The 22,969-nt window shown below is 70.9% G+C and carries 19 protein-coding genes; 11 read left to right on the plus strand and 8 right to left on the minus strand.

What is annotated here, in order from left to right; translation table 11 throughout:
* The first annotated feature begins 93 nt into the window (after positions 1-93).
* Entirely contained in the window at positions 94-1,866 is a 1,773-nt protein-coding gene (locus BXA11_RS41930) for a PQQ-dependent sugar dehydrogenase (RefSeq protein ID WP_076433627.1), read from the plus strand.
* A 258-nt stretch (positions 1,867-2,124) separates the two neighbouring features.
* On the plus strand, positions 2,125-3,633 hold the full coding sequence (locus BXA11_RS06725; protein WP_076433629.1) for a PQQ-dependent sugar dehydrogenase: 1,509 nt from the start codon (positions 2,125-2,127) through the stop codon (positions 3,631-3,633).
* Between the two features lie 12 nt (positions 3,634-3,645).
* On the opposite strand, the gene BXA11_RS06730 is transcribed toward BXA11_RS06725, so the two are convergent.
* Both BXA11_RS06730 and BXA11_RS06735 read right to left on the minus strand, forming a co-directional pair.
* The gene (locus BXA11_RS06730) at positions 3,646-4,407 is read right to left on the minus strand and encodes a thioesterase family protein (RefSeq protein ID WP_076433632.1); all 762 of its coding nucleotides are present in this window, start codon (positions 4,405-4,407) and stop codon (positions 3,646-3,648) included.
* A gap of 92 nt (positions 4,408-4,499) precedes the next feature.
* On the minus strand, positions 4,500-4,877 hold the full coding sequence (locus tag BXA11_RS06735) for a cupin domain-containing protein (protein WP_076433634.1): 378 nt from the start codon (positions 4,875-4,877) through the stop codon (positions 4,500-4,502).
* A gap of 157 nt (positions 4,878-5,034) precedes the next feature.
* Here BXA11_RS06735 and BXA11_RS06740 point away from each other — a divergent pair, with 157 nt between their 5' ends.
* The 3 genes from BXA11_RS06740 to BXA11_RS06745 all read left to right on the plus strand — a co-directional run bounded on the left by BXA11_RS06740 (position 5,035) and on the right by BXA11_RS06745 (position 7,729).
* On the plus strand, positions 5,035-6,462 hold the full coding sequence (locus BXA11_RS06740) for a M35 family metalloendopeptidase (RefSeq protein WP_143734120.1): 1,428 nt from the start codon (positions 5,035-5,037) through the stop codon (positions 6,460-6,462).
* Positions 6,463-6,530: 68 nt separating this feature from the next.
* A complete protein-coding gene (locus BXA11_RS45280) occupies positions 6,531-6,659 on the plus strand; it encodes a hypothetical protein (RefSeq protein ID WP_275409688.1) in 129 nt (42 codons plus the stop codon).
* A 95-nt stretch (positions 6,660-6,754) separates the two neighbouring features.
* Positions 6,755-7,729, plus strand: a complete 975-nt coding sequence (locus tag BXA11_RS06745) for an aldo/keto reductase (protein ID WP_030505203.1) — start codon at positions 6,755-6,757, stop codon at positions 7,727-7,729.
* A gap of 140 nt (positions 7,730-7,869) precedes the next feature.
* Here the strand turns inward: BXA11_RS06745 and BXA11_RS06750 are convergent, their stop codons facing one another.
* Entirely contained in the window at positions 7,870-9,168 is a 1,299-nt protein-coding gene (locus tag BXA11_RS06750) for a TIGR04013 family B12-binding domain/radical SAM domain-containing protein (RefSeq protein WP_076433638.1), read from the minus strand.
* Between the two features lie 643 nt (positions 9,169-9,811).
* On the opposite strand from BXA11_RS06750, the gene BXA11_RS06755 reads away from it, so the two are divergent.
* The gene (locus tag BXA11_RS06755; protein WP_030505205.1) at positions 9,812-11,314 is read left to right on the plus strand and encodes an endo-1,4-beta-xylanase; all 1,503 of its coding nucleotides are present in this window, start codon (positions 9,812-9,814) and stop codon (positions 11,312-11,314) included.
* 269 nt (positions 11,315-11,583) lie between these two features.
* On the opposite strand, the gene BXA11_RS06760 is transcribed toward BXA11_RS06755, so the two are convergent.
* The gene (locus BXA11_RS06760) at positions 11,584-12,423 is read right to left on the minus strand and encodes an SAM-dependent methyltransferase (RefSeq protein WP_076433640.1); all 840 of its coding nucleotides are present in this window, start codon (positions 12,421-12,423) and stop codon (positions 11,584-11,586) included.
* A 433-nt stretch (positions 12,424-12,856) separates the two neighbouring features.
* Between BXA11_RS06760 and BXA11_RS06765 the strand changes: the two genes are divergently transcribed.
* The 3 genes from BXA11_RS06765 to polX are packed head-to-tail and all read left to right on the plus strand — an operon-like array spanning position 12,857 to position 16,062.
* Positions 12,857-13,429, plus strand: coding sequence for a GNAT family N-acetyltransferase (locus tag BXA11_RS06765; protein ID WP_076433641.1), 573 nt, complete (start codon positions 12,857-12,859; stop codon positions 13,427-13,429).
* 22 nt (positions 13,430-13,451) lie between these two features.
* A complete protein-coding gene (locus BXA11_RS06770) occupies positions 13,452-14,372 on the plus strand; it encodes an alpha/beta hydrolase (RefSeq protein ID WP_076433643.1) in 921 nt (306 codons plus the stop codon).
* A gap of 4 nt (positions 14,373-14,376) precedes the next feature.
* Entirely contained in the window at positions 14,377-16,062 is a 1,686-nt protein-coding gene (polX, locus tag BXA11_RS06775; protein WP_076433645.1) for a DNA polymerase/3'-5' exonuclease PolX, read from the plus strand.
* Positions 16,063-16,160: 98 nt separating this feature from the next.
* Here polX and BXA11_RS06780 read toward each other — a convergent pair whose 3' ends face one another.
* Positions 16,161-17,066: a helix-turn-helix domain-containing protein gene (locus BXA11_RS06780; protein WP_030505210.1), complete on the minus strand. Its 906-nt coding sequence runs from the start codon at positions 17,064-17,066 to the stop codon at positions 16,161-16,163.
* Between the two features lie 231 nt (positions 17,067-17,297).
* Here BXA11_RS06780 and BXA11_RS06785 point away from each other — a divergent pair, with 231 nt between their 5' ends.
* Together BXA11_RS06785 and BXA11_RS06790 are read left to right on the plus strand one after the other, a co-directional pair.
* Entirely contained in the window at positions 17,298-18,113 is an 816-nt protein-coding gene (locus tag BXA11_RS06785; protein WP_076433647.1) for an SAM-dependent methyltransferase, read from the plus strand.
* Between the two features lie 420 nt (positions 18,114-18,533).
* Positions 18,534-20,138: a wax ester/triacylglycerol synthase family O-acyltransferase gene (locus BXA11_RS06790; RefSeq protein WP_083744015.1), complete on the plus strand. Its 1,605-nt coding sequence runs from the start codon at positions 18,534-18,536 to the stop codon at positions 20,136-20,138.
* On the opposite strand, the gene BXA11_RS06795 is transcribed toward BXA11_RS06790, so the two are convergent.
* The 3 genes from BXA11_RS06795 to BXA11_RS06805 all read right to left on the minus strand — a co-directional run bounded on the left by BXA11_RS06795 (position 20,087) and on the right by BXA11_RS06805 (position 22,823).
* Positions 20,087-20,686 carry a TetR/AcrR family transcriptional regulator gene (locus BXA11_RS06795; protein WP_036404413.1) on the minus strand — a complete coding sequence of 200 codons (600 nt, stop codon included), beginning with the start codon at positions 20,684-20,686 and terminating at the stop codon, positions 20,087-20,089. The genes BXA11_RS06790 and BXA11_RS06795 overlap by 52 nt on opposite strands.
* A 185-nt stretch (positions 20,687-20,871) precedes the next feature.
* On the minus strand, positions 20,872-22,482 hold the full coding sequence (locus BXA11_RS06800; RefSeq protein ID WP_076433649.1) for a solute symporter family protein: 1,611 nt from the start codon (positions 22,480-22,482) through the stop codon (positions 20,872-20,874).
* Positions 22,479-22,823, minus strand: a complete 345-nt coding sequence (locus tag BXA11_RS06805; protein WP_083744017.1) for a DUF485 domain-containing protein — start codon at positions 22,821-22,823, stop codon at positions 22,479-22,481. Before BXA11_RS06805 ends, BXA11_RS06800 begins: the two co-directional genes overlap by 4 nt.
* Positions 22,824-22,969: the final 146 nt, after the last annotated feature.

Genomic DNA, 22,969 nt, shown 5'->3' on the forward strand with positions numbered 1-22,969 from the left:
AGGACCTGTGCCGGTCGATTGCCTCGGGCGCGGTGGGCACTTTCGATGGTTGACGAGCCGGTATGCGCCCCCCGACCCTCCCGGGAGCACGTGATGCCCAAGCGTCTGTCCGCGGTACTCGCGGCCGTCCTCTGCGTCGTGACCGCCGCCGCGGCGCTCGTCGTGACCCGGCCGGCACCCGCGGGCGCGGCCACCGGCGGGTTCGACTTCACCAAGGCGCAGGTCGCCGTCTCGGGGTTGCGGTCACCCTGGGGAATGGCCTTCCTGCCGGACCGCAGCGCCCTCGTGACCGAACGCACCACGGCGCAGATCTGGCGGGTGTACCCGGGATACACCCCTGCGCTGGTCACCACCATCCGGAACGTGTACACGGCGGGTGACGGCGGCCTGCTCGGCATCGCCCTGTCCCCCACCTTCACGCAGGACCAGTTGGTCTACGTCTACTTCACCGGCGCCTCCGACAACCGCGTGGTCCGGTTCCGGTGGGGCTACCCCGACGCGCAGCAGGTCGTCCTCAGCGGGATTCCCCGCGGCCTGACCGGCAACGGCGGGCGGATCGCGTTCGGCCCCGACGGCATGCTGTACGTCTCCACCGGCGACGCCGGGAACCGCGCCAACGCCCAGAACCCCGGCGTCCTGGGCGGAAAGATCCTGCGTGTCAGGCCCGACGGCTCGGTGCCCGTGGACAACCCGTTCGCCGGCTCGCCCGTCTACAGCTACGGCCACCGCAACGTCCAGGGCCTCGCCTGGGACGCCGACGACCGGCTGTACGCCACCGAGTTCGGTGAGGACGCCTGGGACGAGCTCAACGCCATCGTCCCCGGGGGCAACTACGGCTGGCCGGTCTGTCAGGGCGTGTGCGGCGACTCGCGCGTGCGCGACCCGCTGGTGACCTGGCACCCGGCCGAGGCGTCACCCAGCGGTCTCGCGTACGCCAACGGGACGCTCTTCGCCGCGGCCCTGCGCGGCACGCGGCTGTGGGCGGTGCCGGTCGCGGGCGGCACCGTGGGCACCCCGGTGGCAGAGCTTCAGGGGAGGTACGGACGGCTGCGCACCGTGGCCCTCGGTCCGGACGGCTGGCTGTGGGTGACGACGAGCAACTACGACAGCGGCGGGACTCCTGTCCTCGGCGACGACCGGATCATCCGGATCCCGCCCGTCGGCAGCTCGTGGCCGCCGGCGAGTCCGTCGCCCTCGACGTCGGCCGGTCCGTCGCTGTCGCCCTCACCGTCTGCAAGCCCGTCGCCCTCGCCCTCCGGCGGCCCCGGGCCGTGCCCCTCCCCGTCGCTCAGCCCTTCACCATCTCCCAGCCCCTCCCCGTCGCCCAGCCCCACACCGTCGCCCAGCGCGTCCTCGTCTCCCTCGCCCAGCCCCTCACCGTCGCCCAGCGCGTCCTCGTCTCCCTCGCCCAGCCCCTCACCGTCGCCGTCGCCGTCGCCGTCGCCGTCGCCCAGTGCCTCACCGTGCCCCTCCCCGTCGCCCAGCCCCTCACCGTCCCCCAGCCCTTCACCGTCGCCCAGCCCCTCACCGTCCCCCAGCCCTTCATCGTCCGCGGGCACACGGTCGTGCGAAGCGACCATCCGTTTCATCCTGTCGTGGACGGCGGCCTCGCGGGGCGAGCTGACGGTGCGGAACACGGGAACGCTGCCCATCTCCGCGTGGATCGTCACCTTCACGGTCCCCAACGGTCTGAGCTACGTGCAACTGGGGAGCGGCGGTTACACCCCGCGGGGAGGCACGGTGACCGTCACCAACCAGTCCTGGAACGGCACGCTGCCGCCGGGCGCGGCGGTGACGATCGACTTCGCGATCGGCTGGCCCGGTGGCGATGTCGAGGTGCCGGTGGCCACCTGCACGGCCGCCTGACTACTGTCCGTCCTGTCCGCGCCACGGTCACCGTGGCGGCGGAAGCCCCGGGAAACCTTCCCCTGGCGATGAAATTTTCCCGGCCCCGGCCGCCGTCCCGGTCGGTGGCACAGGACACAACACGCTGGTCAGCGGGAAACGGCGAGAGTGTGGCGTGGAAATGATCGCCCGGTTCGCAGAGCGGTGATTGCACGGGGCACGGCGGGCGCGTTCGATGGGTCACGAGCCGGAACCCGACGTCCCGACCTGGAGCCTCTGATGCCCAAGCGCCTCGCCGCGGCACTCGCAACCACACTCGGCACGGTGACCGCCGTCGCCGCGCTCGTCGTGACCCAGCCGCTCCCCACGAGCGCGGCGACCGGCGGGTTCGACTTCACGCGCGCCCAGATCGCGACCACCGGGCTGCAGGTCCCCTGGAGCATCGCCTTCCTTCCGGACGGCAGCGCCCTCGTCTCCGAACGCGACACCGCCGCCATCGCGCAGGTGCGTCCCGGATCGGCGCCGACGCGGGTGGCCACCGTCCCGAACGTGTCACCGCAGGGCGAGGGCGGCCTGCTCGGCATCGCGGTCTCCCCCACCTACGCCCAGGACCAGTGGGTCTACGCCTACTTCAGCTCCGCGTCCGACAACCGGGTGGTCCGGTTCCGGCTCAGCGCACCCCAGACCCAGCAGGTGCTCCTGTCCGGCATTCCTCGCGCCCAGTTCCACAACGGCGGACGCATCGCCTTCGGCCCGGACGGCATGCTGTACGTGACCACGGGAGACGCCGGGACCTCCGCCAACGCCCAGGACCTGAACAGCCCCGGCGGCAAGATCCTGCGGATGCGGCCCGACGGCACGGTCCCTTCGGACAACCCGTTCTCCGGTTCCCGCGTTTACACCTACGGCCATCGCAACGTCCAGGGGCTCGCCTGGGACGAGAGCGGCCGGTTGTACGCCACGGAGTTCGGCCAGAACACCTGGGATGAGATCAACTACATCCAGCCGGGCCGCAACTACGGCTGGCCGACCTGCGAGGGCGTGTGCAGCGACTCGCGCTTCACCAACCCCATCCAGACCTGGAGCACCTCCGAGTCCTCACCGAGCGGTCTCGCGTACGCCAACAGCACGCTCTTCGCCGCGGCACTGGGCGGCAAGCGGCTGTGGACCGTACCGGTCAGCGCCGGCAGCAGGACGGGCAACGCGGTGGCCGAGTTCCAGGGGACCTACGGCCGGCTGCGGGCCGCGGCCGTGGGCCCGGACGGCTGGCTCTGGGTGACGACGAGCAACCGTGACGGCAGAGGGACCCCGGTCGCTGCCGACGACCGCATCATTCGCGTTCCGCCCGCGGGCGGGTCGTCGCCCAGCCCCTCAGCATCGCCCAGCCCCTCAGCATCGCCCAGCCCCTCAGCGTCGCCCAGCGTGTCGCCGTCCGCCCGCCCCACGGTCTCCCCCAGCGCCTCGCCGTCGGCCGGCACGCGCGCGTGCTCCGCGACGTACCAGATCTCCAACCAGTGGCCGGGCGGCTTCCAGGGCGGGCTGACGGTCAGCAACTCGGGAAAGGCGGCCGTCTCCTCCTGGACCGTCACCTTCGCCTTCCCGAACGGCCAGAGCATCACCCAGCTGTGGGGCGGCCACTACACGCAGTCGGGATCCACGGTGACCGTCACCAACGAGTCCTGGAACGGCGCCCTCGCCCCGGGCGCGTCGACGACGATCGGCTTCACCGGCAGTTGGTCCGGCGGCGCCAACGGCACGCCGTCGCCGGTCACCTGCACGGCGTCGTGACGCCCGCCCGGATCAGCGCGGCCCGACGAACAGCGTCTGTGTGGCCGTGCCGATCTCGCCGGACTGGTCGAACAGCGTGGTGCGGGTGAGGCCGCGTCCCCGCGAGCCGATCGTCGTGGCCGCGTCCAGGCAGATCCACTCCCCCTCCGGCGCGCGGAAGAGCGCGATGATGAGGTCCACGTTGGCGAACAGGTAGTCGTCGAAGTCCAGGACACCGCTGATGCCGTTGCCGCTGTCGGCGAACATCGCGAGCCGCTCCAGCGGCGTGATCTCCGCACCGTCGACGAGCGGCACCCGCGCCCTGCCCCAGGCGACCGCGGGCCCGGCCTCGTCGGCGGAGCCCTTGACGAACCGCCAATCCGTGGCCCTGCCGTACCCGAAGCCCTGCGCGATCCACGACTCCGCGTCGGCAGGGGCCGGTGGCGGGACCGGCGCGGGCGGCGGCGCGGCCCCGCCCCCCGGGCTGTCGGCCTCCCTGATCCGCCACGCGGTCGCCCTGACCAGCTCACGCCCGCCGGAGGTGACGGACGCGCCGAGGCACTGCACCCGCCTGCCGTCCCTGATCATGTCGGTCCGCACCTCCACCTCCGCCACCGGGACGGGGGCGAGCACGTCCACCGCCAGCCGGGCCAGAGGGAGGCCGGGAACACGGGCGAGCTCGTGCACCAGCAGCGCGGTGACGGGTCCCATGTGCTGCTGCCGTGGATCCCACGGCCCCTGGGTGTGCTCTGTCGCCTGGTATCGGCCCTCGCCGAGGGACACGTACATCGCCATGGAACAAGATTCTAGAGACGGCTCCGCGGGCCCTCCGGCCGGTGCCCTCACCACTCGGGGGTCCGCCCGCCGACCCGGGCGCGTCCGTGGCGCTACGCGGAATCCGGGCCGGAGACCGCGTATCCCGGAATCGACGGCCACCGGACGGTGAGCACCACCGACTCCTCTTCGGCGTGCCAGGAGTGATCGACTCCGTGGCCCCACACCACGTAATCGCCCTGCTTCTCCAGCAGCACGCTCCGCCCGGGAAGTTCGACGCGGAAACGGCCGCTGATCAGCACGAGGAGCGCGGTGCGCTTCTCGCCGGTGACCCACTCCGCACGCCGATCGCCCCGGGGATGCGCGTACCACTTGATCTCGACGTCCTCGCTGTGCCGCACATCGTCGGCGGGCTTGAAATGCCCCAGCAGCCACCCGCGGTCGGCGACCGAGTCCAGATGAGCGTTACCCACGTATACGTTCTCCGCCATAGCCCCGCACGGTACCGAAGCCGTCAAGACCTGCGGGCCTGCCAACGCGACGTGCCGTGGCATGGGTAGGAACAGCACCACAGAGCGCCTACCGATATGTCACCTTCTGCAAGTGCTTGGCAATCGGGAACCGATCTCGGGGGATTACAACGGCGACATGATCCCCGTTCCCACCCCCGCATTGCTCAAGCAGATCGCGGCGAACGAGAACAACGTCTACGCCTCCTACCACCGGCTGATCGATGCCGCCCTCGCGAAGCAGGTCACGCGCGACGATTCCTACCAGCGGCTCGTCGTCCAGTGGAGCAAGCTCAACCTCGTTCCTCCCGGGGAGACCAAGGAGGCTACGGGACGACGCAGGGCGGCCGAACTGCCGCAGTTCGTCACTGATCTCAACCAGCTTCTCGCTCCCGCGGCCGCCCAGGCGCAGCAGCCGGCAGAGGATTTCCCACCGGTGGCGGGGAGCCCGTGGTTCATCCGGCTCCTGAACCTGATCGAGGAGAAGGTGGTCCTCCCGATCGAGACCGGTTCGCCACGAGCGATGGCGAGTGTGCGGACCTGCTTCGGGGACGAGGCCGCGGCGGCCGCCCCCCGGTTCCGGAAGATCCTGCAGCAGCTGCAGGCCATCCACGCCCGCTCGGACGGCAAGAGCAAGGGGATGCTCTACAACCCGCAGCTGCCCCGCTCGATGGGAGCGCTCGGGCGGGGCAGCGGCGCGGCCGCATGCATCGACCTGTCCTCCCAGTTTCGCCCGCATCTCATGTCCGACGTGGATGCCGCCTCCACGCTGGTGCATGAGGGTTCGCACACGATCGCGGTGGAGCCCACCGTCGACTTCGCCTACCGCAACGCCCACGCCCACTACTTGCTGCCGCCGAAGCTGGCGCTTATGAATGCGGGCAACTACGAGCAGGTGGTCATCGACCTGATCGGTGGGAAGCCGGGCCAGCTCGACGCCGGTGATGTCAAGGCCCTACGGGACGGCGCCGGCGACTCGCTGGCGCAGGTGCACGCGTTGATGTGCTCACGGGTGGTCCGCGCCTGGGTCCGCGTCTACGACCTGATCGGCCTGGCCGCGAACGGGCGGATCACCGCCGAGGAACTACGCGAGCTGCCGCCGGTGCCTTCAGATTCCGGACCTCTGCTCACCGCTCTGCTGAGAGAGCTCTTCGCCCAGCTCGAAACCCTGATGAGCGTGGTGAACACCTACCTCGTCCTCAGGCTCGGGCCCAAGCCGGGAGGCGAGCTCACCAGTGCTCCGGAGCAGCGCACCAAGGACGATCCCGGCGCGCACCGGCGGCCGCCGACGCCCGGCGACATGCAGCCCCTGACCTTCGAGACGACGCCCACCGCGACCACGGTCACCGTCTCGTTCGACTGGGCCTCGGAAGGCACTCCGGACGCCATCGCCAGAAACGTCCTCTTCGAGTTGACCGACCGCGTCTGGCAGGGCAGGCGTGCCGTCTTCAGCGGCTCCGAAGTGGCCCACGTCGTCCAGTCGATCCAGCTCACCGATCGCCCGGCGCTCCGTGCGATGCTCAAGGACTACTACGCGAGTCTGAGCAGAAAGACCAAGATCGACTAGGGTGCGCCGTATCGCGAACGGCACGCGGAGCGCTACGCCGGCCCGTACGGGCCGCGGTTGCGCTTCGAGTGGCTGCTGCCCGGCCACACCGCAGGAGACTGCCTGCCGGCGAGTTCGCCCGCCGGATGCGCGACCTGACCGTCCGCACCGGGCGGCTCTCCCCCCGCCCGATCGACTTCACCGCGCTGCGCTGGTGACGCCCCGCCGCGCACCGGGGAGAGCCGTGCCGGTGCGCGCCCCCGGCGGGCACCCGTCCCGCCCGGCGCAGTGATGCGGCAAATAGGGTGCTGTCATGGAGTATCGACGACTTGGCACCACCGGTGTGAAGGTCAGCAGGATCTGCCTGGGCATGATGAGTTACGGCGAGCCGGCCAAGTGGGGCGGCTGGGTCCTGGACGAGGAGCAGGCCGAGCCCATCGTGCGCAAGGCGGCCGAGGGCGGCGTGACCTTCTTCGACACCGCCGACGTCTACTCGGGAGGCGTCAGCGAGGAGGTCACCGGGCGGCTGCTGCGCAAGATCTTCCCCCGTCGCGACGACTACGTGCTGGCCACCAAGGTCTACTTCCCGATGGGCGGGGGCAGGAACGACTACGGCCTGTCCCGCAAGCACGTGATGTCGGCCATCGACGCCTCCCTCGCCCGCCTCGGCACCGACTACGTCGACCTCTACCAGATCCACCGGTGGGACGACGAGACGCCGATCGAGGAGACCATGGAGGCGCTCCACGACATCGTCCGGGCCGGCAAGGCCCGTTACATCGGCGCCTCCAGCATGTGGGCGTGGCAGTTCGCCAAGGCCCAGCACGTCGCGGACAAGCACGGCTGGACCCGGTTCGTCTCGATGCAGAACCACTACAACCTGCTGCATCGCGAGGAGGAGCGGGAGATGATCCCGCAGTGCCTCGACCAGGGAGTGGGGCTCATCCCGTGGAGCCCGCTCGCGCGCGGTCTGCTCGCCCGCGCGGGCAAGCAGGCCGACACCGTGCGGCAGGTCGGCGACGGCGCCAGGCAGGAGCAGCTGTACGGCGGGCCCGCCGACGAGGCGATCCTGGAGCGGGTGGCGCGCACCGCCGAGGAGCGGGGGGTCGCCCCCGCGACCCTCTCCCTCGCGTGGTTGCTCAGCCGCCCGGGCGTGACCGCTCCGATCGTCGGTGCGACCAAGGAGCATCACGTGGACGACGCGCTCGCCGCGGTCGAGCTGAAGCTCACCGACGAGGAGATCGCCTTCCTCGAGGAGCCGTACCAGGCCCGGCGGCAGCAGTTCTGATCAGGAGGCCCCCGTTCGCCGGGCCCGGGAAGAGCCCGGCGGGCGGGGTCCCAGGGCGAGATCCCAGGGTTGGGTCGCAGGGTTGGGTCGCAGGGTTGGGTCGCAGGGTTGGGTCCGGGCGCGAGGTCCTTGGGAGGACGTCAGTTGTCGGTGGTGCGGCGGCGCCGGGCACGGCGTGGGTAGGCCTTGGCCGTCTCGGCCAGCCGCGCCGCGTGCTCGGCCTGCTTGCGCCAGTGCCCGTACGCGTCGCCGCGCTGCGCGAGCCGGTCCAGCTCACGCATCGTGGCCAGCGGGATGAACGCGGGCTCGGCGTCCCGCCACGGCGTGCCGGGCAGCGGCATGAACGTGTGGGTGTGGATGCGCGCCCCGAGATCGGCGAGGTCCGCGGCGAGCCGCAGGGACGCGTCCTGGTCCTCCGGCGATTCGCCGGGCAGTCCGAAGATGAAGTCGACGTTCGGGCGGAAGCCGTGTTCCACGGCGATCCGCACGGCGTCGCGCACCGGCGCACTGCCGTGGCCGCGACCGGCAGCGGCCAGCACGCGGTCGGAGCCCGACTGCGCGCCGATGATGATGTTGTCGTTCGCCACATAACGCCTGAGCAGCCGCATCGCCTCCGGCGTCACGTGCTCGGGACGGATCTCCGAGGGGAAACTGCCGAAGAACACCCGCCCGTCCGCCGGCAGTTCCTCTTTCACCCCCGCCAGCAGTTCCTCCACGGCGTCCAGCGCCGGCTCCGGCCCCTGCGTGCCGTACGAGAGGGAGGTGGGGGTGATGAAACGGACGTCGCGCAGCCCGTGGGCGGCCATCCGGCGGACGTGCTCGCGCACGCTGTCCACGCCGCGGTGCCGGAACCTGCCGCCGAACATGAAGGGCGTCTGGCAGAAGCGGCACGTGTAGGCGCAGCCCCGCGTGATCTCGATGGGCCCGAAGTGGCGGCGCCGGTCGGGGAAGGACGGAAAGGCGTCCAGCGGTAACTGCGGGGCCGGTGGCGTGCGCAGCGCCGTCCCGTCGCCGTCGCGCACCGCCAGCCCGGGCACGCCGGTGAGCGGCCGGTCCGCGCGCAGCGCCTCGACCAGGGCGACGATCGTCGGCTCCCCCTCGCCGATCGCGGCGAGGTCCCAGCCGGCGTCGATGACCTGCTGCGGTTCGGCGGTGGCGTGCACCCCTCCGGCGATGTGCAGGACGCGGGGGTCGTCGGCGAGGGCCCGCACGGTGGCCAGCTCGGCCGCCATCGCCTCGGCGTCCGGCGAGTAGAACGACCAGAGGACCAGGACACGGTCCGCGGGGCTGGCCGCGATGTGCTCGGCGGTCTCCTCGGGCGTGGTCCCGAGCCGCAGGTCGCATTCGGCCTTCGCGGTCTCGAGCGCGCCGAGCAGCGCGTTCACGCCGTACGTCACGGCCCTGCGATAGCGGACCACCACGGACACTTCCACGCTCACCCTGGCAGGGTAGTGCCATCGTCCTCCTTCCCCGCACCGGTGATCGGCGAGCGAGGTGCCTGCGCATCGGCCGAGCGTCCCCGGGCCCGGCGGCCCGGACGGCGGGGGAAGGCCGCGTCCCCGATGGCTGTGAGCGTTCACATTCGTCTTCCGATCGGCTCTCCTCTCCATCGGGGCGGTGTGGAGGTGGTGTGGGGCGGAGCCAATACGAGACGGAGATCCTTTGTCAAGGGCCTTGATACAAGGTCGTTCAGCCGCCCGGGTCCGAGTGCGGCCCACATGGGCGTTGTCGCGGCGGCCTGCGAGGCCGACCAGACGCGTGTGATGAAACTTTCATTCAACTCTCCCATCCAACTCGCAGCCTGCCGAAACTTTCAGAGCACGGATGCCAGATGCTTAACCAATTTTGCACACCAGCACTGCACAGGTATCCCGAAAGTTTCCGTTGAAGGCTTGACAAGTTTCGGAGACGTTTCCACACTGATCCTCCGAGGCGGTCCCCCGCCCCCAAGTGGTGGTGCACGGCAGGGGGCCGCCGATCACGGCGCCCTGGTGGTGTGCGTCCTCAAGCGACGAGGCGCGGCGTCGGTCTCATGGGAACCTCCGCGTTCCCCCTTGGTGATTCAGTTATGGAGGCTCAGACATGGGCGAAAACGTCATGTCGCCGCCCGGAACCCGGCTGCGCCGGGCTCTGGTCGCCGGCGCGCTCGGCGTGATCACCGCGGCCACGGCCGCGGTGGCGGTGTCGGTTCCCGCCGACGCCGCGGCGAGCACGCTGGGCGCGGCAGCCGCGCAGAGCGGCCGTTACTTCGGCACCGCCATCGCCAGCGGCAAGCTCGGCGACGGGACCTACACCGGCATCGCGAACCGTGAGTTCAACATGATCACGGCCGAGAACGAGATGAAGATCGACGCGACCGAGCCGAACCAGGGTCAGTTCAACTTCACCAACGCCGACCGCATCTACAACTGGGCGACGCAGAACGGCAAGCGGATGCGCGGCCACACGCTGGCCTGGCACAACCAGCAGCCCGGCTGGATGCAGTCCCTCAGCGGCAGCGCGCTGCGCCAGGCGATGATCAACCACATCAACGGCGTCCTGAACCACTACAAGGGCAAGATCCCCTACTGGGACGTGGTCAACGAGGCGTACGCCGACGGCAACTCCGGCGGCCGGCGCGACTCCAACCTGCAGCGCACCGGCAACGACTGGATCGAGGTCGCCTTCCGCACCGCGCGAGCCGCCGACCCGTCCGCCAAGCTCTGCTACAACGACTACAACATCGACAACTGGACCTGGGCCAAGACGCAGGGCGTCTACAACATGGTCAAGGACTTCAAGTCCCGCGGCGTGCCGATCGACTGCGTCGGCCTGCAGTCGCACTTCAACGGCAACAGCCCGTACAACAGCAACTACCGCACCACCATCTCCCAGTTCGCCGCCCTCGGCGTGGACGTCGCCATCACCGAGCTGGACATCCAGGGCGGGTCGGCCTCGACCTACGCCAGCGTCGTCAACGACTGTCTGGCCGTCTCCCGCTGCATCGGCATCACCGTGTGGGGCGTGCGTGACAGCGACTCCTGGCTCGGTGCGAACACCACCCCGCTGCTGTTCGACAGCAGCGGCAACAAGAAGGCCGCGTACAACTCGGTCCTGAACGCCCTCAACGCGGCCACGCCGACGACGTCGCCCAGCCCCGGCACCTCGCCCAGCCCGGGCACCTCCCCCAGCCCCGGCACCTCGCCCACTCCCGGTGGCGGCGGCAACGGGACGATCAAGAGCGTCGCGTCCGGCCGCTGCGTGGACGTGCCCAACTCCAGCACCACCGACGGCACCCAGCTGCAGATCTGGGACTGCCACGGCGGCACCAACCAGCAGTGGACCTACACCTCCTCGCAGGAACTGCGGGTCTACGGCAACAAGTGCCTGGACGCCGCCGGCACCGGCAACGGCGCCAAGGTCCAGATCTACTCCTGCTGGGGCGGCGACAACCAGAAGTGGCGCCTCAACTCCGACGGCACCATCACCGGCGTCCAGTCCGGGCTCTGCCTGGACGCCGTCGGGCAGGGCACCGGCAACGGCACCCAGCTCCAGATGTACTCCTGCTGGGGCGGCAACAACCAGAAGTGGACCTTCACCCAGTAAGCACGACGGGTCCGGCCAGGCCGGTTCGTCGCCCCTGCCGGGCGCGATGACCGGAGCCGGGACCACGGCCGCGGCGGCCACGACAAGCCGCCGCGGCACCCGGACCCACCGGCCCGGAGCCATCTGAACGGGACCCATCTGATCTGGGCCGGCTCCGCCCTGCTGAGCCGTTCCTCCTGGCCCCTTTTCCCCACCTGCAGGCGATGGCCTCCGGTGCGCGCGTCGCACCGGAGGCCATGCGTTTGCCCGTACGTCTCTCTCGTCCGGGGTCAGGGCTTGACCGCGAGGGCGCCGTAGGCCCAGGCGTGACCTCCGGGGATCCGCTCCCGGTCCTTGTACTGGTCCGGCCGCCACTGCACCACCTCGGTCACGCCCGGCTCCAGCACCTTCCAGCCGTCGAAGAACCGCAGCACCTGGTCGAGGGTGCGGGGCACCATGGGCGCGGTGCTGTTGTCGTAGGGCTTGGTGAACTCCTCCTCGCGCACTTCGGGGGCGAAGTCGAGCGTGATGTGCGACAGCAGCAGGTGGCTGCCCGAGGGCACGGCGGCCTTGAAGGTCTCGACCAGGCCGTACGGATCCTCGTCGTCGGTGAGGAAGTGCAGGACGCCTGCCAGGATGACGGCCACCGGACGGTCGAAGTCGATCACACCTCGGACCTCGGGGTGGGACAGGATCGCCTTCGGCTGCCGCATGTCGGCCTCGATCACCGAGGTCATCCCCGTGGGGCTGCCGGTCAGCAGGGCGCGGCCGTGCACCAGGACGATGGGGTCGTTGTCCACGTACGCCACCCTGGCCCTGGGGTTGGCCTGCTGAGCGATCTCGTGCGTGTTGCCCTGAGTGGGGATGCCGGTGCCGATGTCGAGGAACTGCGTCATTCCGGCCTCGGTGGCGAGATGACGCACCGCCCGGCGGAGGAAGGCGCGGTGGGCGCGGACGCCCTCACGGGTGCCCGGCGATACCTTCAGGAGGTGTTCGGCCGCCTCGCGGTCGGCCGCGAAGTTGTCCTTTCCGCCCAGCAGATAGTCGTATATCCGGGCCGGATGCGGAATCGCGGTGTTGATTCGCGGGACGGGTCTGGCGGCCGGATCGGGGTCCGTCGTCTCTGGCATCGGTGCTCCTTACCGTCGTCTCTCATCGACACGAGGACACGTGGGCGGCCGGATGACCGGCACGACGGTCATCACCACCCGCGAACCGCCATCGAAACTTTCTCGATATTCAATGTAATTTTCGGAGAGACGGTATTCGCCTACCAGGATTCGGGTCAAGTCGGGCGGCCTGTCATCGCTCAGCCACGGACCGGCTGGTAGGCCGGCCTGGCTCCCGCGAACTCCTTTGTCCCGCCAATTCCCGCATAAAGCACAAATAACAGCCCGAGCGGGCAATATGGCACTTTTCTCCTGATTCGCGGCTGATTCCACCACCGACATCCGTCGGACGCTGCTGCCGGGAGCGCATCGCCGCTCCCCGCACCCGCGTCCGGCCGCCGGCTCGGCCCGTTAATCCCTTGCCGGTGGCGGGGGCAGGCGAGAGGCTGAGCGGATGCTGATCCGACGGGAGAACCCCGGCGACGTGGAGGCCGTCCGCGCGGTCGTCGCCCTCGCCTTCGCGCCGTACCAGGCGGCCCGCACCCCCGGCCGCCCGGACGGGCTGCCGGCCGAGGTGACGTTGCTCGACGCGCTGCGCGCCGACCCCGGCTGGCTGCCGGAGCTGTCGCTCGTCGCGCCGGCACCGGCACCGGCACCGGCAAAGGCGCCGGGCGGCGGGATCGCGGGTCACGTCGTCTGCACGAGGGCCCATGTGGGCGCCGTGCCCGTGCTCGGGCTCGGCCCGCTGTCCGTGCACCCCGATCACCAGCGGCGGGGCGTCGGCTCGGCGCTCGTGCACGCCGCGCTCGGGGCGGCCGAGGCGCTCGGCGCGCCGCTGGTCGCACTGCTCGGCGACCCCGCGTACTACTCGCGCTTCGGCTTCGAGCACGCGGAGACGCACGGCGTGACGGCGCCGGACCCGGCGTGGGGCGAGCACTTCCAGGTGCGGGTGTTCGAGCGACGGGTCCCGCCGCCGCGCGGGCCCTTCGTCTACGCGAAGCCCTTCTCGACTGTTGACGGCGTGTGATCGATATGACAGTCAGCTCTATGTGAAGAAGATTTTGGCGTGGCTCGTCCTCGTCGTCACGGTGACCGGCTGCCAGAGCGCCGCGGAGTCCGCGGCGCCGCCGCCCGTCCGCCCTCCGGGTTCGGCCACGGTCGTCTCGCAGGAGACCGTGGACGAGCGGACGGACAAGCTCGTGATCGACTCCCCGGCCACGGGCGACCGGCGCTCGGTGTGGGTGCTGAAGCCCCCGGCCTGGAAACCGGGCTCCACCGGCTGGCGCGCGCTGTACCTGCTGCACGGCTGCTGCGCCGGCGGCGGCTGGGACTGGCTCAGGACGGGCGAGGTGGCTCGGCTGACCGCCCGCCTCGACGCCGTCGTCATCGTCCCCGAGGGTGGTTCGATGGGCTGGTACGCCGACTGGCGCGACGGCCCCGGCTGGGAGACGTTCCACATGACCGAGGTGCCGCGCCTGGTCGAGCCGCGGTACGGCGTCGGCACGCGCCGCGCGGTCGCCGGTTTCTCGATGGGTGGCCTCGGCGCGTTCGTCTACGCGGCCCGGCATCCGGGCGTGTTCGAGGCCGCGGCGTCGTTCTCCGGGGTGCTCGACACGCGCGACGACGTCGCCGGATATCGGGCGTTCATGGCGGACAACGGCGTGGACACCGAGGATCTGTGGGGCGACCCGAGCGCGTGGCCGGAGCACAACCCCGCCGACCTGGCCGGGCGGCTGAAGGGCGTGCGCCTCTACGCGTCCTCCGGCAACGGCGAGCCGGGCCCGCTGGACCGCGGGGAAGGACCGGTCGATCAGACCGAGGCCGCGATCATGCGGCAGAACCGGAACTTCGCCGGGGCCGCGGAGAGGGCCGGGGTGAAGGTGACGACCGATTTCTACGGAAACGGCACCCACACCTGGCCGTACTGGATCCGTTCGTTCGAACGTGCGCTCCCGCTTCTCCTACCCTGAACGCATGGGACGGGCCAATGACGAGGCAGCCGCGGCGCTGCAGGAGTACGCCGAGCTTTTCGCGCTGAACGGCGGGGACGCCTTCCGGGTGCGCAGCTACCAGAAGGCGGCCAAGTCGATCGCGGGATTCCCCGGAGACCTCGGAGAGACCGACGTCCGGTCGATCCCGGGGGTGGGCGAGGCGATCGCCAAGAAGGTCGAGGAGTTCCTCGAACGCGGCAGCTTCCGCCAGCTCGACGACCTGCGGGGCAAGGTGCCCGAGGGGGTGCGCAGGCTGACCCGGATCCCCTCGCTCGGCCCGAAGAAGGCGCTGTTCCTCTTCCAGGAGCTCGGCATCGACTCCCCCGCCGCTCTGGCCGGCGCGATCCGGGACGGCCGCCTGAAGGGCCTGCGCGGCTTCGGCGCCAAGACCGAGGAGAACCTGCTCAAGGGCATCGAGCACATGGAGCGGTCGGGCGACCGGGTCCACCTCGGCGTCGCGACGGATCTCGCGGAGCGGGTCATCGCCTCGCTGCCGGCCGACCGGATCGCCTTCGCCGGGTCGCTGCGGCGGATGAGCGAGACGATCGGCGACATCGACATCCTCGCCGTCGGCGATCCCGGCCTGATGGAGCTGTTCGCGCGGCAGCCGTACGTCACCGAGATCGTCGCGAAGGGCGAGCGGAAGACCTCGGTCAGGACCGACCGCGGCCTCCAGGTCGACCTGCGGCTCGTTCCCGCCGAGTCGTGGGGCGCTGCGATGATCTACTTCACCGGCAGCAAGGAGCACAACGTCCGCATCCGGGAGATGGCGGTCAAGAAGGGCTGGAAGCTGTCGGAGTACGGGCTGTTCGACGGCGAGCGCCTCATCGCGTCGGAGACCGAGGAGGAGATCTACCAGGCGCTCGGCATGGCGTGGGTGCACCCGGCGCTGCGCGAGGACGGCGGCGAGGTGGAGGCCGCGCTGCGGGGCGAGCTGCCGCGTCTGGTCGAGCTGCACGACCTGCGGGGCGACCTGCACACCCACACCGACCTCACCGACGGCATCGCCTCACTGGAGGACATGGTGGCCGCCGCCGCGATGCGCGGCTACTCCTACTACGCCGTGACCGACCACGCGCCCGACCTGGTCATGCAGCGGATGACCCTCGACAAGGCCCTCGCCCAGCGTGGCCGCATCGCCGAGTTGCAGGCGAGATATCCGGACATGCGGCTGCTGCACGGCAGCGAGTTGAACATCGCCCCGGACGGCTCCGTGGACTGGCCGGCCGAGGTGCTGGCCGGGTTCGACGTCTGCGTCGCGTCCGTGCACTCGCACTTCACCCAGTCGCGGGAGGAGATGACCCGCCGTTTCATCGCGGCGTGCGAGAACCCGCACGTCCACGTGATCGGCCACCCCACGACGCGCAAGATCGGCAAGCGGCCGCCGGTGGACGCGGACTGGGACGCGGTGTTCCGCGCCGCCGCCAGAACCGGCACGATCATGGAGATCGACTCCTACCCCGACCGGGCCGACCTGCCCTCCGACCTCGTACGGCTCGCGCGCCACCACGGCGTGAAGTTCTCCGTCGACAGTGACTCCCACGCCGTGCCGCATCTGGCCCACCAGAGGTTCGGCGTGGGCATCGCCCAGCGGGCCTGGCTCACCCCGGACGACGTGGTGAACACCTGGCCCCTCGACCGCCTACTGGCCCACCTGGGCAGGGCCTGACCCCTCACAGCACACCCGAGTTCCACCGGTCCCTGTCCCTAAAGCTCCTGTCCCTAAAGCTCCTGTCCCTAAAGCTCCTGCCCCTACAGTTCCTGTCCCTACAGTTCCTGGAGCATCGCGCGCAGCATGGTCACGGTGTCGCGGGCCGACTCGGCCTGCACGCTGAGGTCGTTCATCACGGCGGTGTAGTCGTCCACGTCCTCCTGCTTGTCGAGGTACAGCGCGCTGCTGAGCTGTTCGAGATAGACGACGTCGGGCAGGTCGGGCTCGGCGAACCGCAGGATGGTGAAGGGGCCGCCCACGGCGGGGTGGCCCCCGGCCCGGAAGGGCAGGATCTGCAGGGTGACGTCCGGACGCGCGGCGGCCTCGATCAGGTGCTCGATCTGGCGGCGGTGCACGGCCCGCCCGCCCAGAGGACGGCGCAGCGCCGACTCGTCCACCACCGACCACACACGGGGCCCGTCGGCCTGGTCCAGGAGCCGCTGACGACGCATGCGCAGACCGACGCGGCGGTCGACGTCGGACTCCGGCGTCCCGCGATGCCGCAGCCGGATCGCCGCCCGCGCGTAGTCCTCGGTCTGCAGCAGGCTGTGCACGAACTGGACCTCGTACGTGCGGATCGTGGCCGCCGCCTCCTCCAGCCCGACGTACACCTCGAACCAGCCGGGCAGCAGGTCGCCGTACTGGTGCCACCAGCCGGGGGTGCCCGCCTGCTCGGCGAGCGCCAGCATCGTCTCCCGTTCCCCGCTGTCGACCACGCCGTACAGCGTGAGCAGGTCGGCCACGTCGCGTCGTTTGAAGGGGGTGCGGCCCAGCTCCAGCCGGCAGATCTTCGACGTGGAGGCACGGATGGCGTGCCCGGCCTGCTCGCGGCTGATGTTCCTGGCCTCGCGGAGCCGGCGCAGCTGGGCGCCGAGCATCATGCGCACCACCGTCGGCCCGCCCCGCGGCTGAACCGGCCGTCCGTCCGGAAGAGTCGCGGCCTCCGGTCGAGCCGAGATCATCTCTGTCCTCCCCGCTATGGGCCTCGTCGTGCCGGCCGTACGCCGGCGTCCCCGGTGACGGGATGCTATCGGGGCGAACGCGGCCGTCACCGCACTTTCCGCGCGACCCGGGTGGTTGCGTGCCGGAGCTTGATCGGAAAGGATGGGCGCCACGCGCGATCTGCCAGCACCCAGCGGAGGTCACTGACGCGGGTGCGGTCGTCTCTCCGTTCCGACCGATCCGAGGCCCCCATGAGCGACACTCCTTCCACCGACGACCCCGGCGTCCGCAGGATCGACAGCAGCGTGCCGCACTCGGCTCGCGTCTGGAACTACTTCCTGGGGGGCAAGGACCACTACCCGGTCGACAGAGAGGCCGGGGAACGCATCCGCGGCGTCTTCCCCGGAATGGTGGACATCGCCCGCCAGTCGCGGCAGATGCTCGTGCGCACCGTCGGCTATCTCGCCGGCGAGGCGGGAATCCGCCAGTTCCTCGACATCGGCACGGGCCTGCCCACCGTCGACAACACCCACGAGGTCGCCCAGCGGCTGGCCCCGGCGTCCCGGATCGTCTACGTCGACAACGACCCCCTGGTGCTGGTGCACGCCCAGGCGCTGCTGACCAGCACCCCCGAGGGGGCGACCGACTACATCGAGGCCGACGTGCGCGACCCCGGCCGCATCCTGCGGGAGGCGGCCAGAACGCTCGACTTCGCACAGCCGACCGCGCTCATGCTGATGGGCATCCTCGGCCTGGTCGCGGACTACGACGAGGCGCGCGACATCGTGCGCCGACTGCTGGAGGCCCTGCCCTCCGGCAGCTATCTCGCGCTCTACGACGGCTCCGACACCGACCCGGCGTACGTCAAGGCGCTGGGCGGCTACAACGCGGGCAGCGGCGCCGCCCCTTACACGCCGCGCAGCCCCGAGCAGATCGAGGGCTACTTCACCGGCCTGGACCTGCTCGAACCGGGCATCGTCTCGGTGTCGCACTGGCGGGCGGAGGACAACCCGTGGGGCGAGCCCCGCGAGGTGGCGTGCTACGGGGGAGTCGCGCGCAAGCCCTGACCCGCGGGCCGGATCGATCGCCCGAGCCGCATCGGACCGCGACCACGCCTCGGCCACGACCACGCGTCGGATCGCGGCCACGTTCGTCTTCGGCGAGTCACGGACGCTCCTGAACATCCCCCGGCGGCACGTGGGAGAAATGCGGCGGTAACCCGGCGCGGCGATGATGGTCACGGTGCGCAGGCGGGTGATTATCGTGCGCCAGGGACCGCCGCGGGGTGTGCGGACCTCCGTCCGGGACCTCCGTGGGGACCCCGGTGTGGGGACCTCGGTGTGGGGACCTCGGTGTGCGGCCTCCGACGTGCGACCCCAGGTGTGCGGGCGCGCGGCGCAGGGGCAGTGCACCCCGGTGGTGGGCCCGTCGGCGGGACCGGCCGGGCGCCTGTGCGGATCGGGCGGCGTGAGCGGGAGGATGACGAGATGCGCCAGTTGACGGCACTCGACGCGCAGTTCCTGAGCGTGGAGTCGGCGACGACCGCGACCCATGTGGCGGGCGTCGCCATACTCGACCCGTCGACCTCGCCCTCCGGCGCCCTGACCAGGGAGGCGCTGCTCGCCCTGCTGCGCGAACGGCTGCACCTCGCCCCGCCGCTGCGCATGCGGCTGGCCGACGTGCCCTTCGGGCTCGACCGGCCGTACTGGCTGGACGACCCGGACGTGGACCTCGACGCGCACGTGCACGAGACCACGCTCCCCGCGCCCGGTGGGGAGCGGGAACTGGCGGCGTACGTGGCGGGGGTCCACGCGCGGCGGCTCGACCGCGCGCGGCCGCTGTGGGAGGCGCACCTCATCCACGGCCTGGAGGGCGGCCGCTGCGCCCTCTACACGAAGGTGCACCACTGCGCGATCGACGGCGTGTCGGGTTCGGAGATCCTGACCGCGCTGCTCGACCCGTCGCCGCAGCCGCGCCGGGTGGAGGCGCCCCCGGTGCCCCCGGCGCTTGCGTCGCCGCAGGTGCCCGGGCTGCTCGCGATGCTCGCCGGCGCGATCACCCGGTCGATCGTCCAGCCCGTGGAAGCGCTGTGCTCGCTCGCCCGCACCGCCGCCGACCTGGACGCGATCCCGGTGGTGGCGGCGCTGCCCGACGCCCGGCTCGTGGCCCAGGCCGCCCGCGCGCTCGCGGGAGACGCGCGCCCGCTGCCCGAGACGCCGCCGCTGGTCGCGCCGCGCACGCCGTTCAACGGCCCGATCTCCGGGGAGCGTGAGGTCGCCCTCGGTTCCGTGCCGCTGGCGGAGGTCAGGAGGGTCGCCAGGGCCTTCGGCATGGGCCCGAACGACGTGGTGATGACGCTGTGCGCCTCGGCGTTGCGGCGCTGGCTGCTCGCCCACGACGCGCTGCCCGACCGGCCGCTGGTGGCCGCCGTGCCGGTGGCGTTGCGCTCTCGACCGTCGGCGGGTGCGGGCGGGCCGTCCCCGGACGCCGCGGACGGGCGGGTCGGCAACCGGATCTCGGCGATGATCACGCCGCTGGCCACGGACGTCGCCTCCCCCGGGGAACGCCTGGCGTCCGTGCGCTCGGCGCTGGCCGCCGCCAAGCGGCGCTTCGCCGTCTCCCATCGCACCTGGCTGGACGACGTGTGCGCGATGGTGCCGAGCGCCTTCGCGGCGCTGGCCACGCCGATGGTGTTCCGCCTCGCGGGCGTCGCGGGGGCGGGCGTCAACCTCATCGTGTCGAACGTGCCGGGCCCCCGCCTGCCGTTGTACCTGTGCGGCGCCCGGATGCTCGCCTACCACCCGCTGTCGGTGGTCACCGACGCCACCGGGGGGATCAGCATCACCTGCGCGTCGTACGACGGGCGGCTGGACTTCGGCATCGTCGCCTGCCCGTCCCGGCTGCCCGATGTCCGGAGCATGATCGGCCACCTGCGCGAGGCGATGGACGAGCTCCTGGCCCTGCTCGACGACTCCCCGGACGACCCGGCCCCGCACGGCGACGCTCCTCTCACACCGCCCCGGGAGGAGCACGAGCCACGTCAGCGCAGGGCGCCCGCGATCAGCTCGGCGACCGCGTCGGGGTCGATGTGATGGCCGGTGAGCAGGCAGATGCTCTCCTGGTACAGCAGGACCGCGGCGAAGGTCGCGGCGGCGGCCTCCAGCCGGGCGGCGTCACCCCGCCCGCCCGGCAGGGCGAGCTCCAGGGCGAACCTGGCCCGTCGGATGATCTCGGTGTTCAGGCGGCCCAGGCGCTCCCGTACGGACAGGTGGGTGTCGGCCTCCCGGAACAGGATGCGCCGCATCGCGGGGGACGCGTGCAGCGGCAGCCTGCGGGCGAGCCGCGACAGCGCGCCGGCCGCGTCGCCGGGGACCGCCTCCACCTCCTCCTCGATCACCACGGTGCGCTCGTCCACCAGCGAGACCAGCACGTCGATCTTGCGGGGGAAGTAGTGGAAGACCAGGCCTTTGGGCACGCCGGCGAGTTCGGCGATGCGCGCGGTCGGCGTGGCCTCGTAGCCGCCTCCCGCGAACAGTTCCTCGGCGGCGTCGAGGATGCGGGTGCGGGCGTCGCCCTCGGGCGGCTGCTTCCTTCTCCGCGAGCGTGACCACGCCTTGGCGGTCTGGAGAGGGCTGTCCACGGACCGAACCATAACCAGAGTGGGTGCCCCAACACCATGACGCGAGGGACAGGGCAGGCATACGCCCGGCCGCGAGCCCCCGCGGTGGGTGGGGAGCTCGCGGCCGGGCGCATGGGAGTCGCCGGCCCTCGGCGGCGGTGGGAGGCGGCGCCGCGGGCCGGCGACGTGTGGCCGGGAAACCGGTGTCAGTGGCTCGTGGCCTTCTCGGCCCCGAGGCCGGTGAGCGAGCGGACCTCGATCTCGGCGTACTTCGCGCTGTTGTACTCCTTGCTCAGGATCGTGCCGAGGTAGCCGCACAGGAAGCCGATCGGGATCGAGAAGATGCCCGGGTTCGACAGCGGGATCAGGTGGAAGTCGGCGTCGGGGAACATCGCCGTCGCCGCGCCCGAGACGACCGGCGAGAAGATCACCAGCACCACGGCGGAGATCAGGCCGCCGTAGATGGCCGAGACCGCGCCCGCCGTGTTGAACCTCTTCCAGAACAGGCTGTAGAGGATCGCCGGGAGGTTGCCCGACGCGGCGACCGCGAAGGCCAGCGAGACGAGGAAGGCCACGTTGAGCGACTGGGCGAAGATGCTCAGCGCGATCGCGACCGCGCCGATCACGAACGCGGCGATCCGGGCGACCACGACCTCCTGGCGCTCGGTGGCGCCGCCCCGCTTGAACACGTGCGCGTACAGGTCGTGGGCGAAGCTGGAGGAGGACGCGAGGGTCAGGCCCGCGACGACCGCGAGGATCGTGGCGAACGCGACCGCCGCGATGACCGCCAGCAGGACCGTGCCGCCGACGTCGCCGAAGAGGTCCTGGCCCACCTTCTGGGCGAGCAGCGGGGCCGCGGTGTTGCCGGCCTTGTCGGCCTCGGCGATCGTCTTCGAACCCACCAGGGCCGCGGCGCCGAAGCCGAGCACCAGCGTCAGCAGGTAGAACACGCCGATGATGCCGATGCCCCACAAGACCGACTTGCGGGCGTCCCTGGCGGTGGGCACCGTGTAGAAGCGGATGAGGACGTGCGGCAGGCCCGCCGTGCCGAGCACCAGGGCCAGGCCGAGGCTGATCAGGTCGATCTTGCCCCAGACGCCCTGGGCCTCGGTGCCGTACTTGAGGCCCGAGTTGAGGAATGCCTCGCCCTTGCCGCTCTGGGCGGCGGCGTCGCCGAGCAGCCCGGACAGGTTGAAGCCGAACTTGCCGAGCACGAAGAGGGTGATCAGCGCCGCGCCGACCATCAGCATGACGGCCTTGACGATCTGCACCCAGGTGGTGCCCTTCATGCCGCCGAACACGACATAGATGATCATCAGCAGGCCGACCGCGATGATCGTCCAGATCTTGCCCGCCTCGGAGTGGACGCCGAGCAGCAGGCCGACGAGCGCGCCCGCGCCGACCATCTGCGCGAGCAGGTAGAAGATGCTCACGACGATCGTGGAGACGCCGGCCGCCGTACGGACCGGGCGCGGCGACATCCGGAACGCCAGCACGTCGGCCATCGTGTACTTGCCGGAGTTGCGCATGAGCTCGGCGACGAGCAGCAGCGCCACCAGCCAGGCGACGAGGAAGCCGATCGAGTAGAGGAAGCCGTCGTAGCCCGACAGCGCGATGATGCCGGCGATGCCGAGGAACGACGCGGCCGACATGTAGTCGCCGCCGATCGCCAGACCGTTCTGCAGGCCGCTGAACGACCGGCCCCCGGCGTAGTAGTCGGAGGCTGTCTTGGTGTTGCGGCTGGCCCAGAACGTGATGGCGAGCGTACCGGCAACGAAGATCACGAAAAGGATCGTGGACAGCGTCTCGTGACTCACTTGGCGCCCTCCCCGACCTCATCGCGGCTCTCGGCCTCGCCGCGCAGCTCGTCGGCGATCGGGTCGAGCTTGGCCGCCGCGTGCCGCGAGTACGCCCACGCGATCAGGAACGTCGACACGAACTGCAGCACACCGAAGACGAGGGCGACGTTGATGTTGCCGAACAACTTGGCGCCCATGAAGTCCCGGGCGAAGCCGGAAAGCACCACGTAGAGCAGGTACCACACCAGGAAGGCGATGGTCATGGGGAAGGCCCAGGACCGGTAGCGGCGGCGCAGCTCCTGGAACTGCTCACCCGCCTGTATACGTTCATAGACCGATGGATCGTGCTGGACGGTCACAAGATCTCCTTCGGCAGTGATCTGGATCACTTCAACGTAGGAGTGCGCCGTGTCCGGCGACGAGTCCCGGGGACCGCCGAGTCGCCCAGCCGTACCGCCCGCTCGTTCACATGGCGCATCCGTGCGACGAATGGTCGGTTGCACGC

The organism is Microbispora rosea, from assembly GCF_900156315.1.
GTDB classification, from domain to species: domain Bacteria; phylum Actinomycetota; class Actinomycetes; order Streptosporangiales; family Streptosporangiaceae; genus Microbispora; species Microbispora rosea.